General features: G+C 68.5%; 12 protein-coding genes. 6 read left to right on the top strand and 6 right to left on the bottom strand.

The features are described from left to right. Window positions 1–100 precede the first annotated feature (100 nt). Both glyS and glyQ read right to left on the bottom strand, forming a co-directional pair. Window positions 101–2176 (bottom strand): glycine--tRNA ligase subunit beta, encoded by a 2076-nt coding sequence (gene glyS, locus BLS66_RS08665; RefSeq protein WP_074725651.1) that lies wholly within the window; start codon window positions 2174–2176, stop codon window positions 101–103. A gap of 86 nt (window positions 2177–2262) precedes the next feature. After that, window positions 2263–3174: a glycine--tRNA ligase subunit alpha gene (gene glyQ, locus BLS66_RS08660; protein ID WP_014648902.1), complete on the bottom strand. Its 912-nt coding sequence runs from the start codon at window positions 3172–3174 to the stop codon at window positions 2263–2265. Between the two features lie 83 nt (window positions 3175–3257). On the opposite strand from glyQ, the gene BLS66_RS08655 reads away from it, so the two are divergent. The 3 genes from BLS66_RS08655 to BLS66_RS08645 are packed head-to-tail and all read left to right on the top strand — an operon-like array spanning window position 3258 to window position 6772. Continuing rightward, window positions 3258–5093, top strand: coding sequence for a GspE/PulE family protein (locus BLS66_RS08655; protein ID WP_049471097.1), 1836 nt, complete (start codon window positions 3258–3260; stop codon window positions 5091–5093). Then, on the top strand, window positions 5065–5811 hold the full coding sequence (locus BLS66_RS08650) for a glutamine amidotransferase (RefSeq protein WP_049471095.1): 747 nt from the start codon (window positions 5065–5067) through the stop codon (window positions 5809–5811). The genes BLS66_RS08655 and BLS66_RS08650 overlap by 29 nt, the downstream gene beginning before the upstream one ends. Window positions 5812–5860: 49 nt before the next feature. After that, the gene (locus tag BLS66_RS08645) at window positions 5861–6772 is read left to right on the top strand and encodes a BPSS1780 family membrane protein (protein ID WP_049471093.1); all 912 of its coding nucleotides are present in this window, start codon (window positions 5861–5863) and stop codon (window positions 6770–6772) included. Window positions 6773–6858: 86 nt separating this feature from the next. Here the strand turns inward: BLS66_RS08645 and tatC are convergent, their stop codons facing one another. From tatC to BLS66_RS08625, 4 genes are all read right to left on the bottom strand, one after another. Then, window positions 6859–7608: a twin-arginine translocase subunit TatC gene (gene tatC / locus BLS66_RS08640; RefSeq protein ID WP_005420449.1), complete on the bottom strand. Its 750-nt coding sequence runs from the start codon at window positions 7606–7608 to the stop codon at window positions 6859–6861. Continuing rightward, a complete protein-coding gene (tatB, locus tag BLS66_RS08635; RefSeq protein WP_074725650.1) occupies window positions 7605–8057 on the bottom strand; it encodes a Sec-independent protein translocase protein TatB in 453 nt (150 codons plus the stop codon). The genes tatC and tatB overlap by 4 nt, the downstream gene beginning before the upstream one ends. 15 nt (window positions 8058–8072) lie before the next feature. Continuing rightward, window positions 8073–8300, bottom strand: coding sequence for a Sec-independent protein translocase subunit TatA (tatA, locus tag BLS66_RS08630; protein ID WP_049471087.1), 228 nt, complete (start codon window positions 8298–8300; stop codon window positions 8073–8075). Window positions 8301–8375: 75 nt separating this feature from the next. Further along, the gene (locus tag BLS66_RS08625) at window positions 8376–9263 is read right to left on the bottom strand and encodes a lipid-binding SYLF domain-containing protein (protein ID WP_049471086.1); all 888 of its coding nucleotides are present in this window, start codon (window positions 9261–9263) and stop codon (window positions 8376–8378) included. 164 nt (window positions 9264–9427) lie between these two features. Between BLS66_RS08625 and hemH the strand changes: the two genes are divergently transcribed. The 3 genes from hemH (at window position 9428) to BLS66_RS08610 (ending at window position 13637) form a co-directional block, all read left to right on the top strand. Then, entirely contained in the window at window positions 9428–10390 is a 963-nt protein-coding gene (gene hemH, locus BLS66_RS08620) for a ferrochelatase (RefSeq protein ID WP_057494419.1), read from the top strand. Continuing rightward, window positions 10387–11241 carry an alpha/beta fold hydrolase gene (locus BLS66_RS08615; protein ID WP_057494418.1) on the top strand — a complete coding sequence of 285 codons (855 nt, stop codon included), beginning with the start codon at window positions 10387–10389 and terminating at the stop codon, window positions 11239–11241. Before hemH ends, BLS66_RS08615 begins: the two co-directional genes overlap by 4 nt. 290 nt (window positions 11242–11531) lie before the next feature. Continuing rightward, the gene (locus tag BLS66_RS08610; RefSeq protein WP_074725649.1) at window positions 11532–13637 is read left to right on the top strand and encodes a methyl-accepting chemotaxis protein; all 2106 of its coding nucleotides are present in this window, start codon (window positions 11532–11534) and stop codon (window positions 13635–13637) included. The last annotated feature ends 460 nt before the right edge of the window (window positions 13638–14097 follow it).

The raw sequence follows: 14097 nt of genomic DNA, 5'->3' as shown, positions 1-14097 counted from the left end.
GACCCCGATGGACATCCGCCGGCCGCTGGCCGGCAATCCACAGGTCGATGCGATGCGCGGTGGCAATGCCGGCCAGCGGCCGGCACTACCGATACGGGCATCAGCTCGACAGATGCTCGATCGCCGCCACCTTGCCCAAGCGCTCGCCCAGCATCGTCAGCAGCGCAAGGCGATTGCCGCGCAGTGCCGGATCCTCGGCATTGACCATCACGCCATCGAAGAACGCGTCGACCTGCGGACGCAGGCGGGCCAGGCGCGCCAGCACCGCCACGTAGTCCTTGTGCTGCAGGCTGGCGCCGGTGTCGTCGATGGCGGCGGTGACCGCTTCGGCCAGCGCGCGCTCGGCGTCCTCCTGCAGCAGCGCCGGGTCGATCTGCGCCGGAATGTCGCCCTCGGCCTTGCGCAGGATGTTGCGGATGCGCTTGTTGGCCGCAGCCAGTGCTTCGGCTTCCGGCAGTGCGGCGAAGGTGCCGATCGCATCCAGGCGGCGGTCGAAGTCGTACAGCGAGGCCGGCTTCAGTTCGGCCACCGCGTTGAAGTGCGTGGCCGGCACGCCCTTGTCGCTGTAATAGCCCTTCAGGCGGTCGAGGATGAAGTCGTACAGCTCGCCGACATCGGCCTGCACGTTGCGCGCGGCCAGGCCGGCGTTGGCGCTGGCCAGCAGCGCGCGCAAGTCCAGCTCGAAGCCGCTTTCGATGATCGTGCGGGCCAGGCCCAGCGCATTGCGGCGCAGGGCGAACGGGTCCTTGTTGCCGGTCGGCTTCAGGCCCGCGGCGAAACCACCGGCCAGCGTGTCGACGCGTTCGGCGATGGCCAGCACCTTGCCCAGCGGCGACAGCGCGATGTCATCACCGCCGAAGCGCGGCTGGTAGGCCTCGTCGATGGCCAGCGCCACCTCTTCCGGCTCACCACCGGCCACGGCGTAGTGGCGGCCCGCGATGCCCTGCAGCTCCGGGAACTCGTTGACCATGCGCGACTGCAGGTCGTTCTTGGCCAGCTCGGCAGCCCGCCTGGCCTGCACCGGATCGGCGCCGACCTGCGGCGCGATCACCTCGGCCAGGACCGCCACGCGCGCCACCTTGTCGGCCACGCTGCCCAGCTTGGCCTGGTAGGTCACCGTCTTCAGGCCGTCGCCCATCGACGCCAGGCCCTGCTTCAGGTCCTCGTCGAAGAAGAACTTGGCATCGGCGAAGCGCGGGCGGATCACCCGCTCGTAGCCCTTGGCCACCTCGGCCACGTCCTTCGATTCGATGTTGGCGATGCCGATGAACTTCTCGGTCAGGGTGCCGGCCGCATCCAGCACCGGGAAGAACTTCTGGTTGATCTCCATCGTTTCGATCAGTGCTTCCTGCGGCACTGCCAGGAAGGCGCGTTCGAAGCTGCACAGCACCGCCGACGGGCACTCGACCAGGTTCACCACCTGCTCCAGGTTGTCCTCGCTGATGCGGGCGCTGCCACCGGCCTTGGCCGCGGCGGCCTCGACCTCGGCGACGATGCGCGCACGGCGCTCGCTCGGGTCGACCAGCACGAAGGCGGCGCGCAGGGCTTCAACGTAATCCTGCGGCTGGCCCAGCGACACGGGCTGGTCATGGTGGAAGCGATGGCCACGGCTGATACGGCCGGCCTGCAGGCCGAACAGCTCGGCCTCCACCACCTCGGTACCGTGCAGCAGCACCAGCCAGTGCGCCGGGCGCGCAAAGCCCCAGGTGTGGTCGCCCCAGCGCATCGGCTTGGGAATCGGCATCGCCGCAATCGCCTCGCGCAGGATCTCCGGCAACAGGCTGGCGGTGCGTGCGCCCGGGGTCACCGCACGGTGCACGAAGCGCTCACCCTTGTTGTCGGTGGTCTTCTCCAGCGCGGTCCAGTCGATCCCGGCCTTGGCGGCGAAGCCCAGCAACGCCTTGGTCGGCTGGCCCTCGGCGTCCAGTGCGATGTTCAGGTACGGGCCCAGCACTTCGCTGTGCTGTTCCGGCTGTTCCAGGCCAACGCCCGGCAGCAGCACGGCCAGCCGGCGCGGGGTCGACAGCGGGCGTGCATCGCCCAGGTCCAGTGCGACGCCGCGCGTGCGCAGCCCTTCGACAATACCGTCGAAGAACGCCTGGGCCAGGCCCGGCAGCGCCTTGACCGGCAGCTCCTCGGTGCCCAGTTCGATCAGCAGGGGGGACAGTTGGCTCATCGGTTCGATCCTGTGGTGGGGGCGCAGCGCGCGACGCGTCCGGCGCCCCGGTAGTTGATGAAAAGCGGGTGGCTGCGGACGGCCCGTCAGGCCTTCTTCGCGCCCGGGAAGCCCAGCTTCTCGCGCTGCTCGTAGTACGCCTTGGCCACCGCCTGGGCCAGCGCGCGCACGCGCAGGATGTAGCGCTGGCGCTCGGTCACGCTGATCGCGCGGCGTGCATCGAGCAGGTTGAAGGTGTGGCTGGCCTTCATCACCTGCTCGTAAGCCGGCAGCGGCAGGCCCACCTCGACCAGCTTCTGCGCTTCACGCTCGCAGGCATCGAAGCGGTGGAACATTTCGTCCACGTCGGCGTATTCGAAGTTGTACGTGCTCTGCTCGACTTCGTTCTGGTGGTAGACGTCGCCATAGGTCACCGGCTGCCCGTCCGGGCCGTAGGTCCAGACCAGGTCGTAGACGTTGTCGCAGTTCTGCAGGTACATGCACAGGCGTTCGAGACCGTAGGTGATCTCGCCCAGCACCGGGCGGCACTCCAGGCCACCGGCCTGCTGGAAGTAGGTGAACTGGGTCACTTCCATGCCGTTGAGCCAGACTTCCCAGCCTAGGCCCCAGGCGCCCAGCGTCGGCGATTCCCAGTTGTCCTCGACGAAACGCAGGTCGTGCACCAGCGGGTCGATGCCCAGCGCCTTCAGCGAATCCAGGTACAGCTGCTGGATGTTGTCCGGCGCCGGCTTCATCGCCACCTGGTACTGGTAGTAGCGCTGCAGGCGGTTCGGGTTCTCGCCGTAGCGGCCGTCGGTCGGGCGGCGCGAGGGCTGCACGTAGGCCGCGTTCCAGCGTTCCGGACCGATCGCACGCAGGAAGGTGGCCGGGTGGAAGGTACCGGCGCCCACCTCCAGGTCGAGCGGCTGGATGAGCACGCAGCCCTGCTGGGCCCAGAACTGGTTCAGGGTCTGGATCAGGCCCTGGAAGGTGATCGGAACGGTCGGGGTCGCGGACATGCGTACGAGTCTTGGCCGGCAAGGGGGTGCGTTAGTATAACGGCCGACCTGCGGGGCATTCCGTACCCGGGAGGAGCAGGCAGATGGAACATCGGCTGCCGGTGGGCACGCCCGGCGAGCCAGGCGACATCCCGCTGCCGTGGGGACGCCTGCATTTCGAACAGGTCTGCGCAGCGCTGCTGGCCGATGGCCTGGTCGCCGAGCACGATGTCGAGCGCATGCGGTTTTCCGCACAGGGCGCCCGCAATGCCAGCGAAGTGCACCCGCTGGTGCTGCTGTCCAACCTCAAGCTGGCCGCCCACGACGGTGGCGAACTGACCCTGGAACGCCTGACCGAATGGCTGGCCCGGCGCACCGGCAGCCGCTACCTGCGCATCGATCCGACCCGGGTCGACGTCGCCGCGGTCACCGCGCTGGTCTCCCACGCCTACGCCCGCCGCCATCGCTTCCTGCCGCTGGCGGTGGATGCCGAACGGGTGCTGGTGGCCACCAGCGAGCCGCTGGTGCAGGAGTGGCGCCGCGACCTGCAGCACCTGACCCGCCGCAGCATCGAGCTGGCGGTGGTCAATCCGCTCGACCTGCACCGCTACACCATGGAGTTCTACGGGGTGACCCGCTCGGTGCGTGGCGCGCGCGGCGATGTCCGCGGCGAAGCCAGCACCACCCTGCCCAGCTTCGAGCAGCTGGTCGAGCTGGGCCGCACCGGCGACGTCAATGCCGACGACCAGCACATCGTGCACATCGTCGACTGGCTGCTGCAGTACGCCTACGAACAGCGCGCCTCGGACATCCACCTGGAACCGCGCCGCGAGATGGGGCGCATGCGCTTCCGCATCGATGGCGTGCTGCACAAGGTGTTCGAGGTGCCACCGGCGGTGATGACCGCCGTGGTCAGCCGCATCAAGGTGCTCGGCCGCATGGACCTGGCCGAACGCCGGCGCCCGCAGGACGGCCGCATCAAGACCCGCTCGCCGGGTGGCCGCGAAGTCGAGATGCGCCTGTCGACCATGCCCACCGCCTTCGGCGAGAAGTGCGTGATGCGCATCTTCGACCCGGATGCCGCCTTCAAGAGCATCGACCAGCTCGGCTTCAGCCCGCAGGAGGCCGCCGGCTGGAACGCCCTGGTCGAACGCCCGCACGGCATCGTGCTCGTCACCGGCCCGACCGGCTCGGGCAAGACCACCACCCTGTATTCGACGCTGAAGCGGCTGGCTACGCCCGACGTGAACGTGTGCACGGTGGAGGACCCGATCGAGATGATCGCGCCCGAGTTCAACCAGATGCAGGTGCAGGCCAACATCGACCTGGATTTCGCCAGCGGCGTGCGCACGCTGCTGCGGCAGGACCCGGACATCATCATGATCGGCGAGATCCGCGACCTGGAAACCGCGCAGATGGCGGTGCAGGCCTCGCTGACCGGCCACCTGGTGCTGTCTACGCTGCATACCAACGACGCGCCGTCGGCGGTCACCCGCCTGCTCGACCTGGGCGTGCCGCACTACCTGCTGGCCAGCACCCTCAACGGCATCCTCGCCCAGCGCCTGGTGCGCACGCTGTGCCCGCACTGCAAGCAGCCGCACACCCTTGGTGCTGCCGACTGGGCGGTGCTGGCTGATAGCCAAGCTGCATATCCAGATGCCGCCACGCCCTGTCGTCCGGTCGGTTGCCTGGAGTGCCGGCGCACCGGATTCCTCGGCCGCATCGGCCTGTATGAGTTGCTGCCATTGGGCTCGCGGCTGCGTGGGCAGATCCGCGCCGACATGGATCTGGCCGGTTTCACCCGTGCCGCGCGGGCTGAAGGGCTGCGAACCCTGCGCCAGGCCGGGCTTGAAAAGGTGGCGCAGGGGCTGACTACAATCGAGGAAGTCCTGTCAGTCCTGCCGCCCCCGGATGAACCCAGCCCCGTTCCTGATCCTTGAAACCGGCCGCCCGGTGCCGTCGCTGCGCCGCTACGGGCGCTTTCCGCACTGGATCCGCGTGGCCGCCGGGCTGGAAGAACACCAGACCGTGGTGGTCGACGTCGAACACGGCGGCGCACTGCCCGATCCGCACGCCTTCGCCGGCGTGCTGGTGACCGGCTCGGCCGCCTTCGTCACCGACCACGCCGAATGGAGTGAGCGCAGCGCCGCATGGCTGCGCCAGACCGCCCACGCCGGCCTGCCGGTGTTCGGCATCTGCTATGGCCACCAGCTGCTGGCGCACGCGCTGGGCGGCGAGGTGGCCTACAACCCGGCCGGCCGCGAGTCAGGCACGATCGAACTGGAGCTGCAGCCGCAGGCGGCGCAGGACCCGCTGTTCCAGGGCCTGCCGCAGCACTTTGCCGCCCACGCGACCCACCTGCAGACCGTGCTGCGCGCGCCGGACGGCGCCGAAGTGCTGGCACGCTCGCCGCTGGATGGCTGCCATGCCTTCCGCTGGGGGCGCCAGGCCTGGGGCGTACAGTTCCACCCCGAGTTCGCCACCCACCACATGCGCGGCTACGTGCGTGCCCGCGCCGACTGCATCGGCCGCCATGGCGGCTGCGCCCGCAGCATCGAGCGCGCGGTCAGCGCCGCACCGCTGGCCCGCCAGCTGCTGCGCCGCTTCGTTCGCCAGGCGCGGCTGTCTTCAGCCCAGCCGGCGGCAAAACAGGGATAATCGGCGGCACGGGCAAGCGCCCGGCCCCTCCTGTCCTTCCCGGATGTCCATGAAAGAGATTCGCAAGCTGCCGGCCTCGGCGGGCGCCCAGTGGTTGCTGGATACGTTCTCGCTGTACCGGCGTGCGCCGCTGCAGCTGGCCCGGATCGGCCTGGCCTGGCTGCTGGTGAGCTGGGTGGTCACGCTGTTGTCGACGCTGATTCCCGGCGCCGCCGGCATGGCCGTGCAGCTGATGACCCTGGCCATCTCGCCGATCATGTTCGGCGGCATGCTGTACGCCGTGGGTGAGATCGACGAAGGCCGCCCGGGCCTGTCCTCGCACCTGCTGCAGCCGATCCGCGACCACCGCGTCAGCCACCTGCTGGTGCCGCTGGCGATCCAGGTGCTGGCGGTGCTGCTGCTGGGCGCGCTGCTGTTTCTGATGATCGGCCGCGAAGGCTTCACCGCCTTCAGCGAGGTCATGACCAAGATGGAAGAGATCAGCCGCAGTGGCCAGCAGATCAAGCCGGACGATGCCGCGGCGCTGGTGGCCAACCTGCCGGCCAAGCGCATCGCACTGTGGATGCTGCTGGTGTTCCTGAGCGCGGTCGCACTGTCGCTGGCAATGTTCACCCAGCCGGCGCTGGTGGTGTTCGACAAGCAGAGCGGCATGCACGCGCTGCGCCTGAGCCTGCAGGGCTGCATCGAGAACATCGGCGCGATGATCGTGTTCGCCGTGCTTGGCCTGATCGCCGCGTTCTGCATCTACATCCTGTTCGTGATCGTGATCCAGATCGCGATGCTGATCGGTGGCCCGCTGGCGGCCGCCTTCATCGCGCAGCTGGTGCTGACCACGGTGCTGATGCCGCTGTATGTCGGCGCGGTCTATGCCGCGTGGAAGCAGATGTTCGTGCACCGTGGCAGCCGCGCCGCACCGCCGATCCCGACCACCCCGACCTCGAGCGACATCTTCCACGCCTGATGGGAAAAGGGGACGGAGGGGATTAAGTCGTTTATGCCCAGTGTGTGCAGCTAACGACTTAATCCCCTCCGTCCCCTTTTGGCTTTTCAGGCGGCGGGCTTCTTGACTGCCGATGACGGCACCAGCCAGCGTGCGGCGTGAATGCCCAGCTCGTAGAGCAGGCACATCGGGATCGCCAGCATCAGCTGCGAGACCACGTCCGGCGGAGTCAGCACCGCTGCCAGCACGAAGATGCCGACGATCGCGTAGCCGCGGCCTTCCTTGAACTGCTGCGGCGTCACCCAGCCCAGCAGGACCAGGATCACCATCGCCACCGGCAGTTCGAAACTGCCACCGAAGGCGAAGAAGATCGCCAGCACGAAATCCAGGTAGGCGTTCGCATCCGGGGTGATCGCGATCACGTCGGGGCTGAAGGTGGTCAGGAAATGGAACACCGCCGGCAGCACCAGGAAGTAGGCGAAGGCACAGCCGGTGTAGAACAGCAGTACCGAAGACACCAGCAGCGGCACCGCCAGGCGCTTCTCACGCGCATACAGCCCCGGGGCGACGAAGGCCCACAGCTGGTACAGCAGCCACGGCACCGCCACGAACAGGGCCACGAAGAACGTCAGCTTCAAGGGCGCGAAGAAGGCGCCGGCCGGATTGGTCGCGATCATCGTCTGCCCATTGGGCAGCTGCGAGACCAGAGGTTCGGCCAGGGCGTTGTAGAGTTTCTGGGTGAACGGCAGCAGCGCCAGCAGCACCACGCCCAGGCCAAGCAGGGCGCGCACCAGACGGCCGCGCAGTTCCACCAGATGTTCGACCAGCGAGCTCTCGCCGAAATCCTGTTCGCTCATGGCTGGCGCTCCGTGCGCTGCGTCGGCGCCACCGCACCGGCGTCAGCGGCGGTGGTCGCGTCGGGTGCAGCAGGCTCCTGTGCGGGTGCCTCCGCGGCAGGCCCGCCCAGGTGCGGCGGAACGTCCGCCTGCGCGGGTGCGCGTACTTCCTGTACCAGCTCATCGCCCTGCCGCTGCGCCTGCTGGGCTTCGCGACGCAGTGCCTCGCCGCTGGCACGCAACTGGTTCTCGGTGTCCTGCATGCCCTGGCGCACGTCCTGCATCTGCCGCTTGATCTCTTCGGCCTGCAGTTCGCGTTCCAGTTCCTGTTTCACCGAATCCCACTGGTTGCGGGCACGCCGTACCCACAGGCCGGCGAAGCGGGCCGCCTTGGGCAGGCGCTCGGGACCGAGCACCACCAGGGCGACCACCGCGATCACCAGCAGTTCGCTGAAGCCGATATCAAACACCGCGACCGCTCCGGATCAGCGAGGGCTGCGGTCGTGCTCGTCCTGCGCGGTGCGCGAGGCGTCCTGGCTGCGCGATTCATCGCCCAGCTGCGCGTTCGGCTTGTCGTCGTCGCGCATGCCCTTCTTGAATTCCTTGACCGCCGAACCGAGGTCCTTGGCGCCGCTGGTCAGGCGCTTGGTGCCGAACACCAGCAGGACGATGGCCAGCACGACCAACCAATGCCAGATGCTGAAACTGCCCATAAAGACGCTCGTTACGTTAGTGATCAGGCTGTCGAGCATAGCGCACCGGCTGTTAGCCGGCGCGCGTGACGAAAGTCAGTTCCCGCCCAGCGTTTCCGTGCGGATTTCGCCGTCGTTGACCGGCTGGAAGCCCTGCTGCTGCGGCGGCGGCGTCTGCGGCACGTTCTGCAGCGGCGCAGTGGTCGCTTCGGCCGGGGCCGCAGGGGCTGCCTGAACAGGCACAGGAGCCGCCGCCGGGGCCGGACGCGGCGCAGTGCCAGCCGTGCCGTTGCGGTTGTTGCGCGCGGCGTAGGTGGCCTCCTCCAGGCGATCGCGGAAGGCGACCACGTCCATCGACGGGGAACCGGCAACCCGCCCTTCGAAGATCATCCGCGGCGTGGTGTTGCTGCCGTAGGCCTCCAGGTTGGCGGCATCGTCGATCTGCAGCACCGCGCCATCCAGGGCGACACCGGCGAACAGCCCGCGGGCGCGCGACCACGACCAGATCTCGGCCTTCAGCTGGCCGTCGGTGGCCGCCGCGGCATTGCGGCCCACCGGGCCGGCGGCAACGCCGGCATCGGCACCGAGGGTGAATTTACCGTTGACCAGGTTGTCCAGGCTGCGGTCGTTGCGGAACACCAGCACCACGTCCGAAGACTGGACGCCGGCCTGGAAGCCGATGCTGCCACCGGTCAGCTTGACGAACACCGGGCTCGACCACGCGCCATTGGGCATGCGCACCGACATCAGGCCGTGGCCGCGACGACCGCCAATGACCAGGCCGGCCTTGATCGTGTCGGGAATGACGATGACTGCGCGGCCTTCGTCGAGCAATTTGTCCGGAATACCCTGTTCAGGGATTTCCTGGATTTCGGCCAGCACGCGCACGGCGTTGCGGGCGCGCTGGTCTTCCTGCGGTCCGGCCATGGCCTGGCTGGACAGCAGGCTGGCGGCGATCAGCAGGGCTTGGATCGGGCGACGCATGGCAGGCTCCAGAAGTCAGTCCATAGGAAGATATAGCAAGTGACTGAAATTAGTGGCGTTGTCATGAATCGCCAATGAGCGTTGCCTGCCCGCATTGACGCGGCCTATGCCGGCCATCCGAACCCTGCATCCCGGCGCGGCGCCGGATCGGCGACAATGCTCCCATGCTCGACGCACCCGATACCGCCGTGCTGGCGGTCAACCTAGGCACGCCCGAGACGCCGACGGCCCCCGCCGTACGTCGTTACCTGGCCGAATTCCTGTCCGATCCCCGTGTGGTCGCGATTCCGGCGCTGCTGTGGCAGCCGCTGCTGCGCGGCCTGATCCTGCCGCTGCGCAGCGGCCGGTCCGCGGCCAAGTATGCGCAGGTCTGGCTACCGGACGGGTCGCCGTTGATGGTTCATACCCGTCAACTGGCGGAGGCGATGCAGTCCCTGCTGCCGACGCTGAAGGTCCGCCATGCGATGCGCTACGGCGAACCGGCACTGGCCGGCGAGCTCGACCGCCTCGCCGCCGAAGGCGCACGCCGCATCGTGGTGCTGCCGCTGTACCCGCAGTACTCCACCACCACCACCGCCTCGGTCGAGGACCGGGTCGATGCCTGGCAGCGGCGCAACCCGGGCGTGACCGTCAGCCTGGTACGCGACTACTCGGTCGACCCGGGCTGGGTCGAGGCCGTTGCCGGCTCGATCCGCCGCTACTGGGAACAGCACGGCCGCGGCCAGAAGCTGATGTTCTCCTTCCACGGCATCCCGCAGCGCCTGGCCGACGCGGGTGATCCGTATCCGCAGCGCTGTGCGGCCAGCGCGCAGGCCATCGCCCACGCACTGGGCCTGGGCAAGGACGACTGGCAAATGGGTTACCAGTCGCGCTTCGGCCGCGAGCGCTGGCTGCAGCCGTATGCCGAACCCAGCCTGTGGGCGCTGGCCGAATCCGGCGTGAAGCAGATCGATGTGGTCTGCCCCGGATTCGCCACCGACTGCCTGGAAACGCTGGAAGAGGTCGCGCTGGGCTTCACCGAAACGCTGGCCGAGCGCGGCGCAACGATGCGCTACATTCCATGCCTCAACGCCGATCCGGCGCACGCGCGCGCGCTGGCGCGGCTGGCCGTGTCCTCGCTGGCATGAGTCTGCAACCGTTTGAACTCCAGGTCGGGGGCGCACGCGTCGCCGGCCTGCGCACCGCCGGTGACGGCCCGCGCGTGCTGGCCCTGCATGGCTGGCTCGACAACGCCGCCAGCTTCGTGCCGCTGGCCCCGCACCTCCCGTCGTTGCAGCTGGTGGCGGTCGACCTGCCTGGCCACGGCCACAGCGCCCATCTTCCGGCCGGCGCAAGCTACACCACGGCCGCTGCCATCTGCCACGTACTCGACGTCGCCGACGCGTTGGGCTGGGACCGCTTCAGCCTGCTCGGCCATTCGATGGGCGCCGGCATCGCCAGCCTCACCGCCGCCGTCAGTGATCGCGTCGAGCGCCTGGTGGCGATCGAAGCACTCGGTGGCCTGCGTGGCCCCGAAGAGGACACCGCGCATCGCCTGCGCGAACACGTGAACGCGACGCGGGCGCTGGCACGCAAGCAGCTGCGCGTGTTCCCCGACCTCGCCGCGCCGATCCGCGCGCGGATGATGACCAACCAGCTCAGCGAACACTGCGCGCGGCTGCTGGTCGAGCGTGGCGTGGAGCCCGTCGAGGGTGGCTATCGCTGGTGCAGTGATCCACGGTTGATGCTGCCCACGGCGATCCGCCTCAGCGAGGGCCAGATCGACAACCTGCTGCAGGCGATCACCTGCCCGACGCAGGTGATCTACGCCACTCCCGCGCAGCCCTACTATCCCGAACCGATGCGCAGCGATCGCCTGCGGCACCTGCGCGATGGACGGCTGGCGGTGTTTCCCGGCAACCATCACCTGCACATGGAGGATCCGGCGCGGGTCGCCGAAGTGATCCTGCGCTTCTTCAGCAACGACAACGCCGGCTGAGCGCAGGCGAGCACGCGCTTCACTCTGCGCGTTCGCGGCCGATACACCAGTTGCGGGCCCTTGCGCCCGCTGCACGCGGGCCCGGTCGGGCCTGCGGCGTGTGTCTGGTTCTGCAAGGAAGTCCGCATGCCCGCTCTGCTGCACCGTCACCCACAGGAAGTGGCCACGGTGTCCCGTCTCCGCGTCGCTGATCGCGCCGCATTCCTCGAATTCCCGACACATGCCCCGGTCACGCCCTGCTGCGTGCGCTGCGGCGTGGTCGTTGTCGTCTGCTGATCCAGGAGCCTCCGATGTCCATTGCATCCTCCCGTCCCCCCGATGCCGCCCGCCTGCCGCATCTGCAGCAACTCGCCCGCGGCGCTGACCGTCGACTGTTGATCGGCAGCGCGACACTGGCCGTCGCAGGCCTGGCGTTGGCCCTGCGTGGCCCGCAGGTCGTGGCCGCTGCGTGCATGGCGGCTGCGGTGCTGCCGGCGCTGTGGCTGGCAGGTCCATTGGCCGGCCGCAGCATCGCCCGCAACGGCCTGGCGGTCCTGGTCGCGCTGCAGTTGGCCCTGGCATGCACCATCGTCGGCCTGTCGCCGGCGTTGCCGATCGCCGTGCTGCTGGGGGTGCTGCTCGGCCATCGCGATCGTTGGCCGGTGTGGCTGGCCGGCAGCGTCGGCACGCTCGCGCTGCTGGTACCGCCGCAGGCGGGTGCTGCGCTGTGGCCGACGCTGCTGCAGGCCGCGATGCTCGCGGGGCTGACCCTGTTCCTCGGCCAGGTCGCGCAGCGGCTGCGCCAGCAGACCGAAGCACTGGGCCATGGCCCGCGTCGGCTCGCCGCACTCGCACGCGATATCGCCACGGGTGCCGATCTTGGGGCACATGCCGATGCCCGCGCCTATGCACCGGGTTCGCTGGCCCACGCCCTGGCCGACACTGCGCGGCACGTGCAGGCCCAGCGGGGACGGGAAGCCGCGTCGCATGCCGAGAACGCGCAGATCCGCCAGGCGCTGGATGCGTCGCGCACCGCGATGATGATTGCCGACAACGACCATGTGATCCGCTACGTGAACCGCTCGGTGGTGGCACTGCTGCGCAACCAGCAGGCGACGTTGCGCCAGGCCTTTCCTGATTTCGACGCGGAGCGCCTGGTCGGCAGCAGCATCCATCGCTTCCACGCCAACCCGGACCGCATCCGCGCGATCCTCAACGGCCTGCAGGTCGCGCACAACGGCAAGGTGCAGATCGGCCCGGTGCACTTCGCGCAGGTCGTTACGCCGGTCTTCGACGCGCAGGGGACGCGCCTGGGCTTTGCCGTGGAGTGGCATGACCGCACCCAGGAGCTCAAGCTGGAGAATGCCGTCGCGGACATCGTCGCCGCCGCCGCCGCTGGCGACCTTGGCCAGCGCCTGCAGCCAGCGGAGGGCGCCAGCTTCCTCGATGGCCTGACCGGTGGCATCAACCAGCTGCTGGATACGCTGGGCAGCACTGTCGACGAAGTGCGGCAGATGCTCTCGGCGCTGGCCAGCGGCGATCTTGATCGGCGCATGCATGGCGAGTATCACGGTGCGTTCGCCGCGATCCAGCGTGATGCCAACGCCACCGCCGCCCAGTTGGCACGCATGGTCGGTCGCATCCAGGAATGCGCGGCGTCGATCAGCACCGCTGCCAGCGAGATTGCCGCCGGCAACGGCGCATTGTCCGAGCGCAGCGAGCGCCAGGCCGCGCATCTGCAGGAGACCGCTGCGTCGATGGAAGAGCTGACCGCCACCGTGCGCCAGAATGCCGCCCATGCACGCGAGGCCAGCCAGCTGGCGGTCACTACCCAGGCCGCCGCCAGCGACGGCAATGTCGCCATGCAGCGGGTGGTCGACACCATGCAGGCGATCGAAGGCGCCTCGAAGCGGATCGGCGACATCACCGGCGTCATCGATGGCATCGCGTTCCAGACCAACATCCTCGCGCTCAACGCAGCGGTCGAGGCCGCACGCGCCGGTGAGCAGGGCCGCGGCTTCGCGGTGGTCGCCAGTGAGGTGCGCGTGCTGGCGCAGCGATCGGCCGCCGCGGCACAGGAGATCAAGAAGCTGATCGATGAGGCCGGCCGCCAGGTCGGCGAGGGTGCCCAGCTGGTGGCCGATGCCGGCCTGCGCATGCAGGGCATTGTCGGCGGCGTGGAGAATGTCAGCCACTTGATGCATGAGATCTCCGCAGCCTCGCAGGAGCAGTCGATCGGCATCGAGCAGATCAACCAGACCGTCGTGCAGATGGACCAGGCCACGCAGCAGAATGCCGCGCTGGTGGAGGAAGCGACCGCCGCCGCACGCGAGCTGCAGTCGCAGGCAGGCACGCTCACCGAGGCGGTGTCGGTGTTCCGCCAGCAGGAACTGCACGGAGTGTCGCGGGCAGCGTGATGAGGCCCTGCGTGGCACGTTGAGGAAAACGGCGCCCGCAGGGCGCCGTTTTTTTATTGCTTAGGCTTGTCGCAGGAACAACCCATGCACGCATGACGTGGTTCTAACGGTAGTGCCGGCCGCTGGCCGGCTGGGCCTGCGAAGCGTAGCTGCCAACCTTGGTTGGCATCGCTTTTTGCAGGAACACCCCATCCACGCAAGGCGTGGATCTACTTTTGATCCGCCTGCCCTCGGTAGCTGCGAACCTTGGTTGGCACCGTGGTTGCGCGTGGAGCCCCTCCACGCATCGCGTGAATCTCCCGGGACGATGCTGGGCCATGGGGTTGCCGGCCAGCGGCCGGCACTACCCGCATGTTCTGCGCACAAAGAAAAACCCCGCTGCGTGAGCAGCGGGGTTTTGGGTATAAACCCTGGCGATGACCTACTCTCGCATGGCTTGAGCCACACTACCATCGGCGCA

Source organism: Stenotrophomonas pavanii, from assembly GCF_900101175.1.
GTDB classification, from domain to species: domain Bacteria; phylum Pseudomonadota; class Gammaproteobacteria; order Xanthomonadales; family Xanthomonadaceae; genus Stenotrophomonas; species Stenotrophomonas pavanii.
The sequence above is the reverse complement of the archived record's forward strand: the minus strand, read 5'-3'. Positions and strand labels throughout refer to the sequence as shown.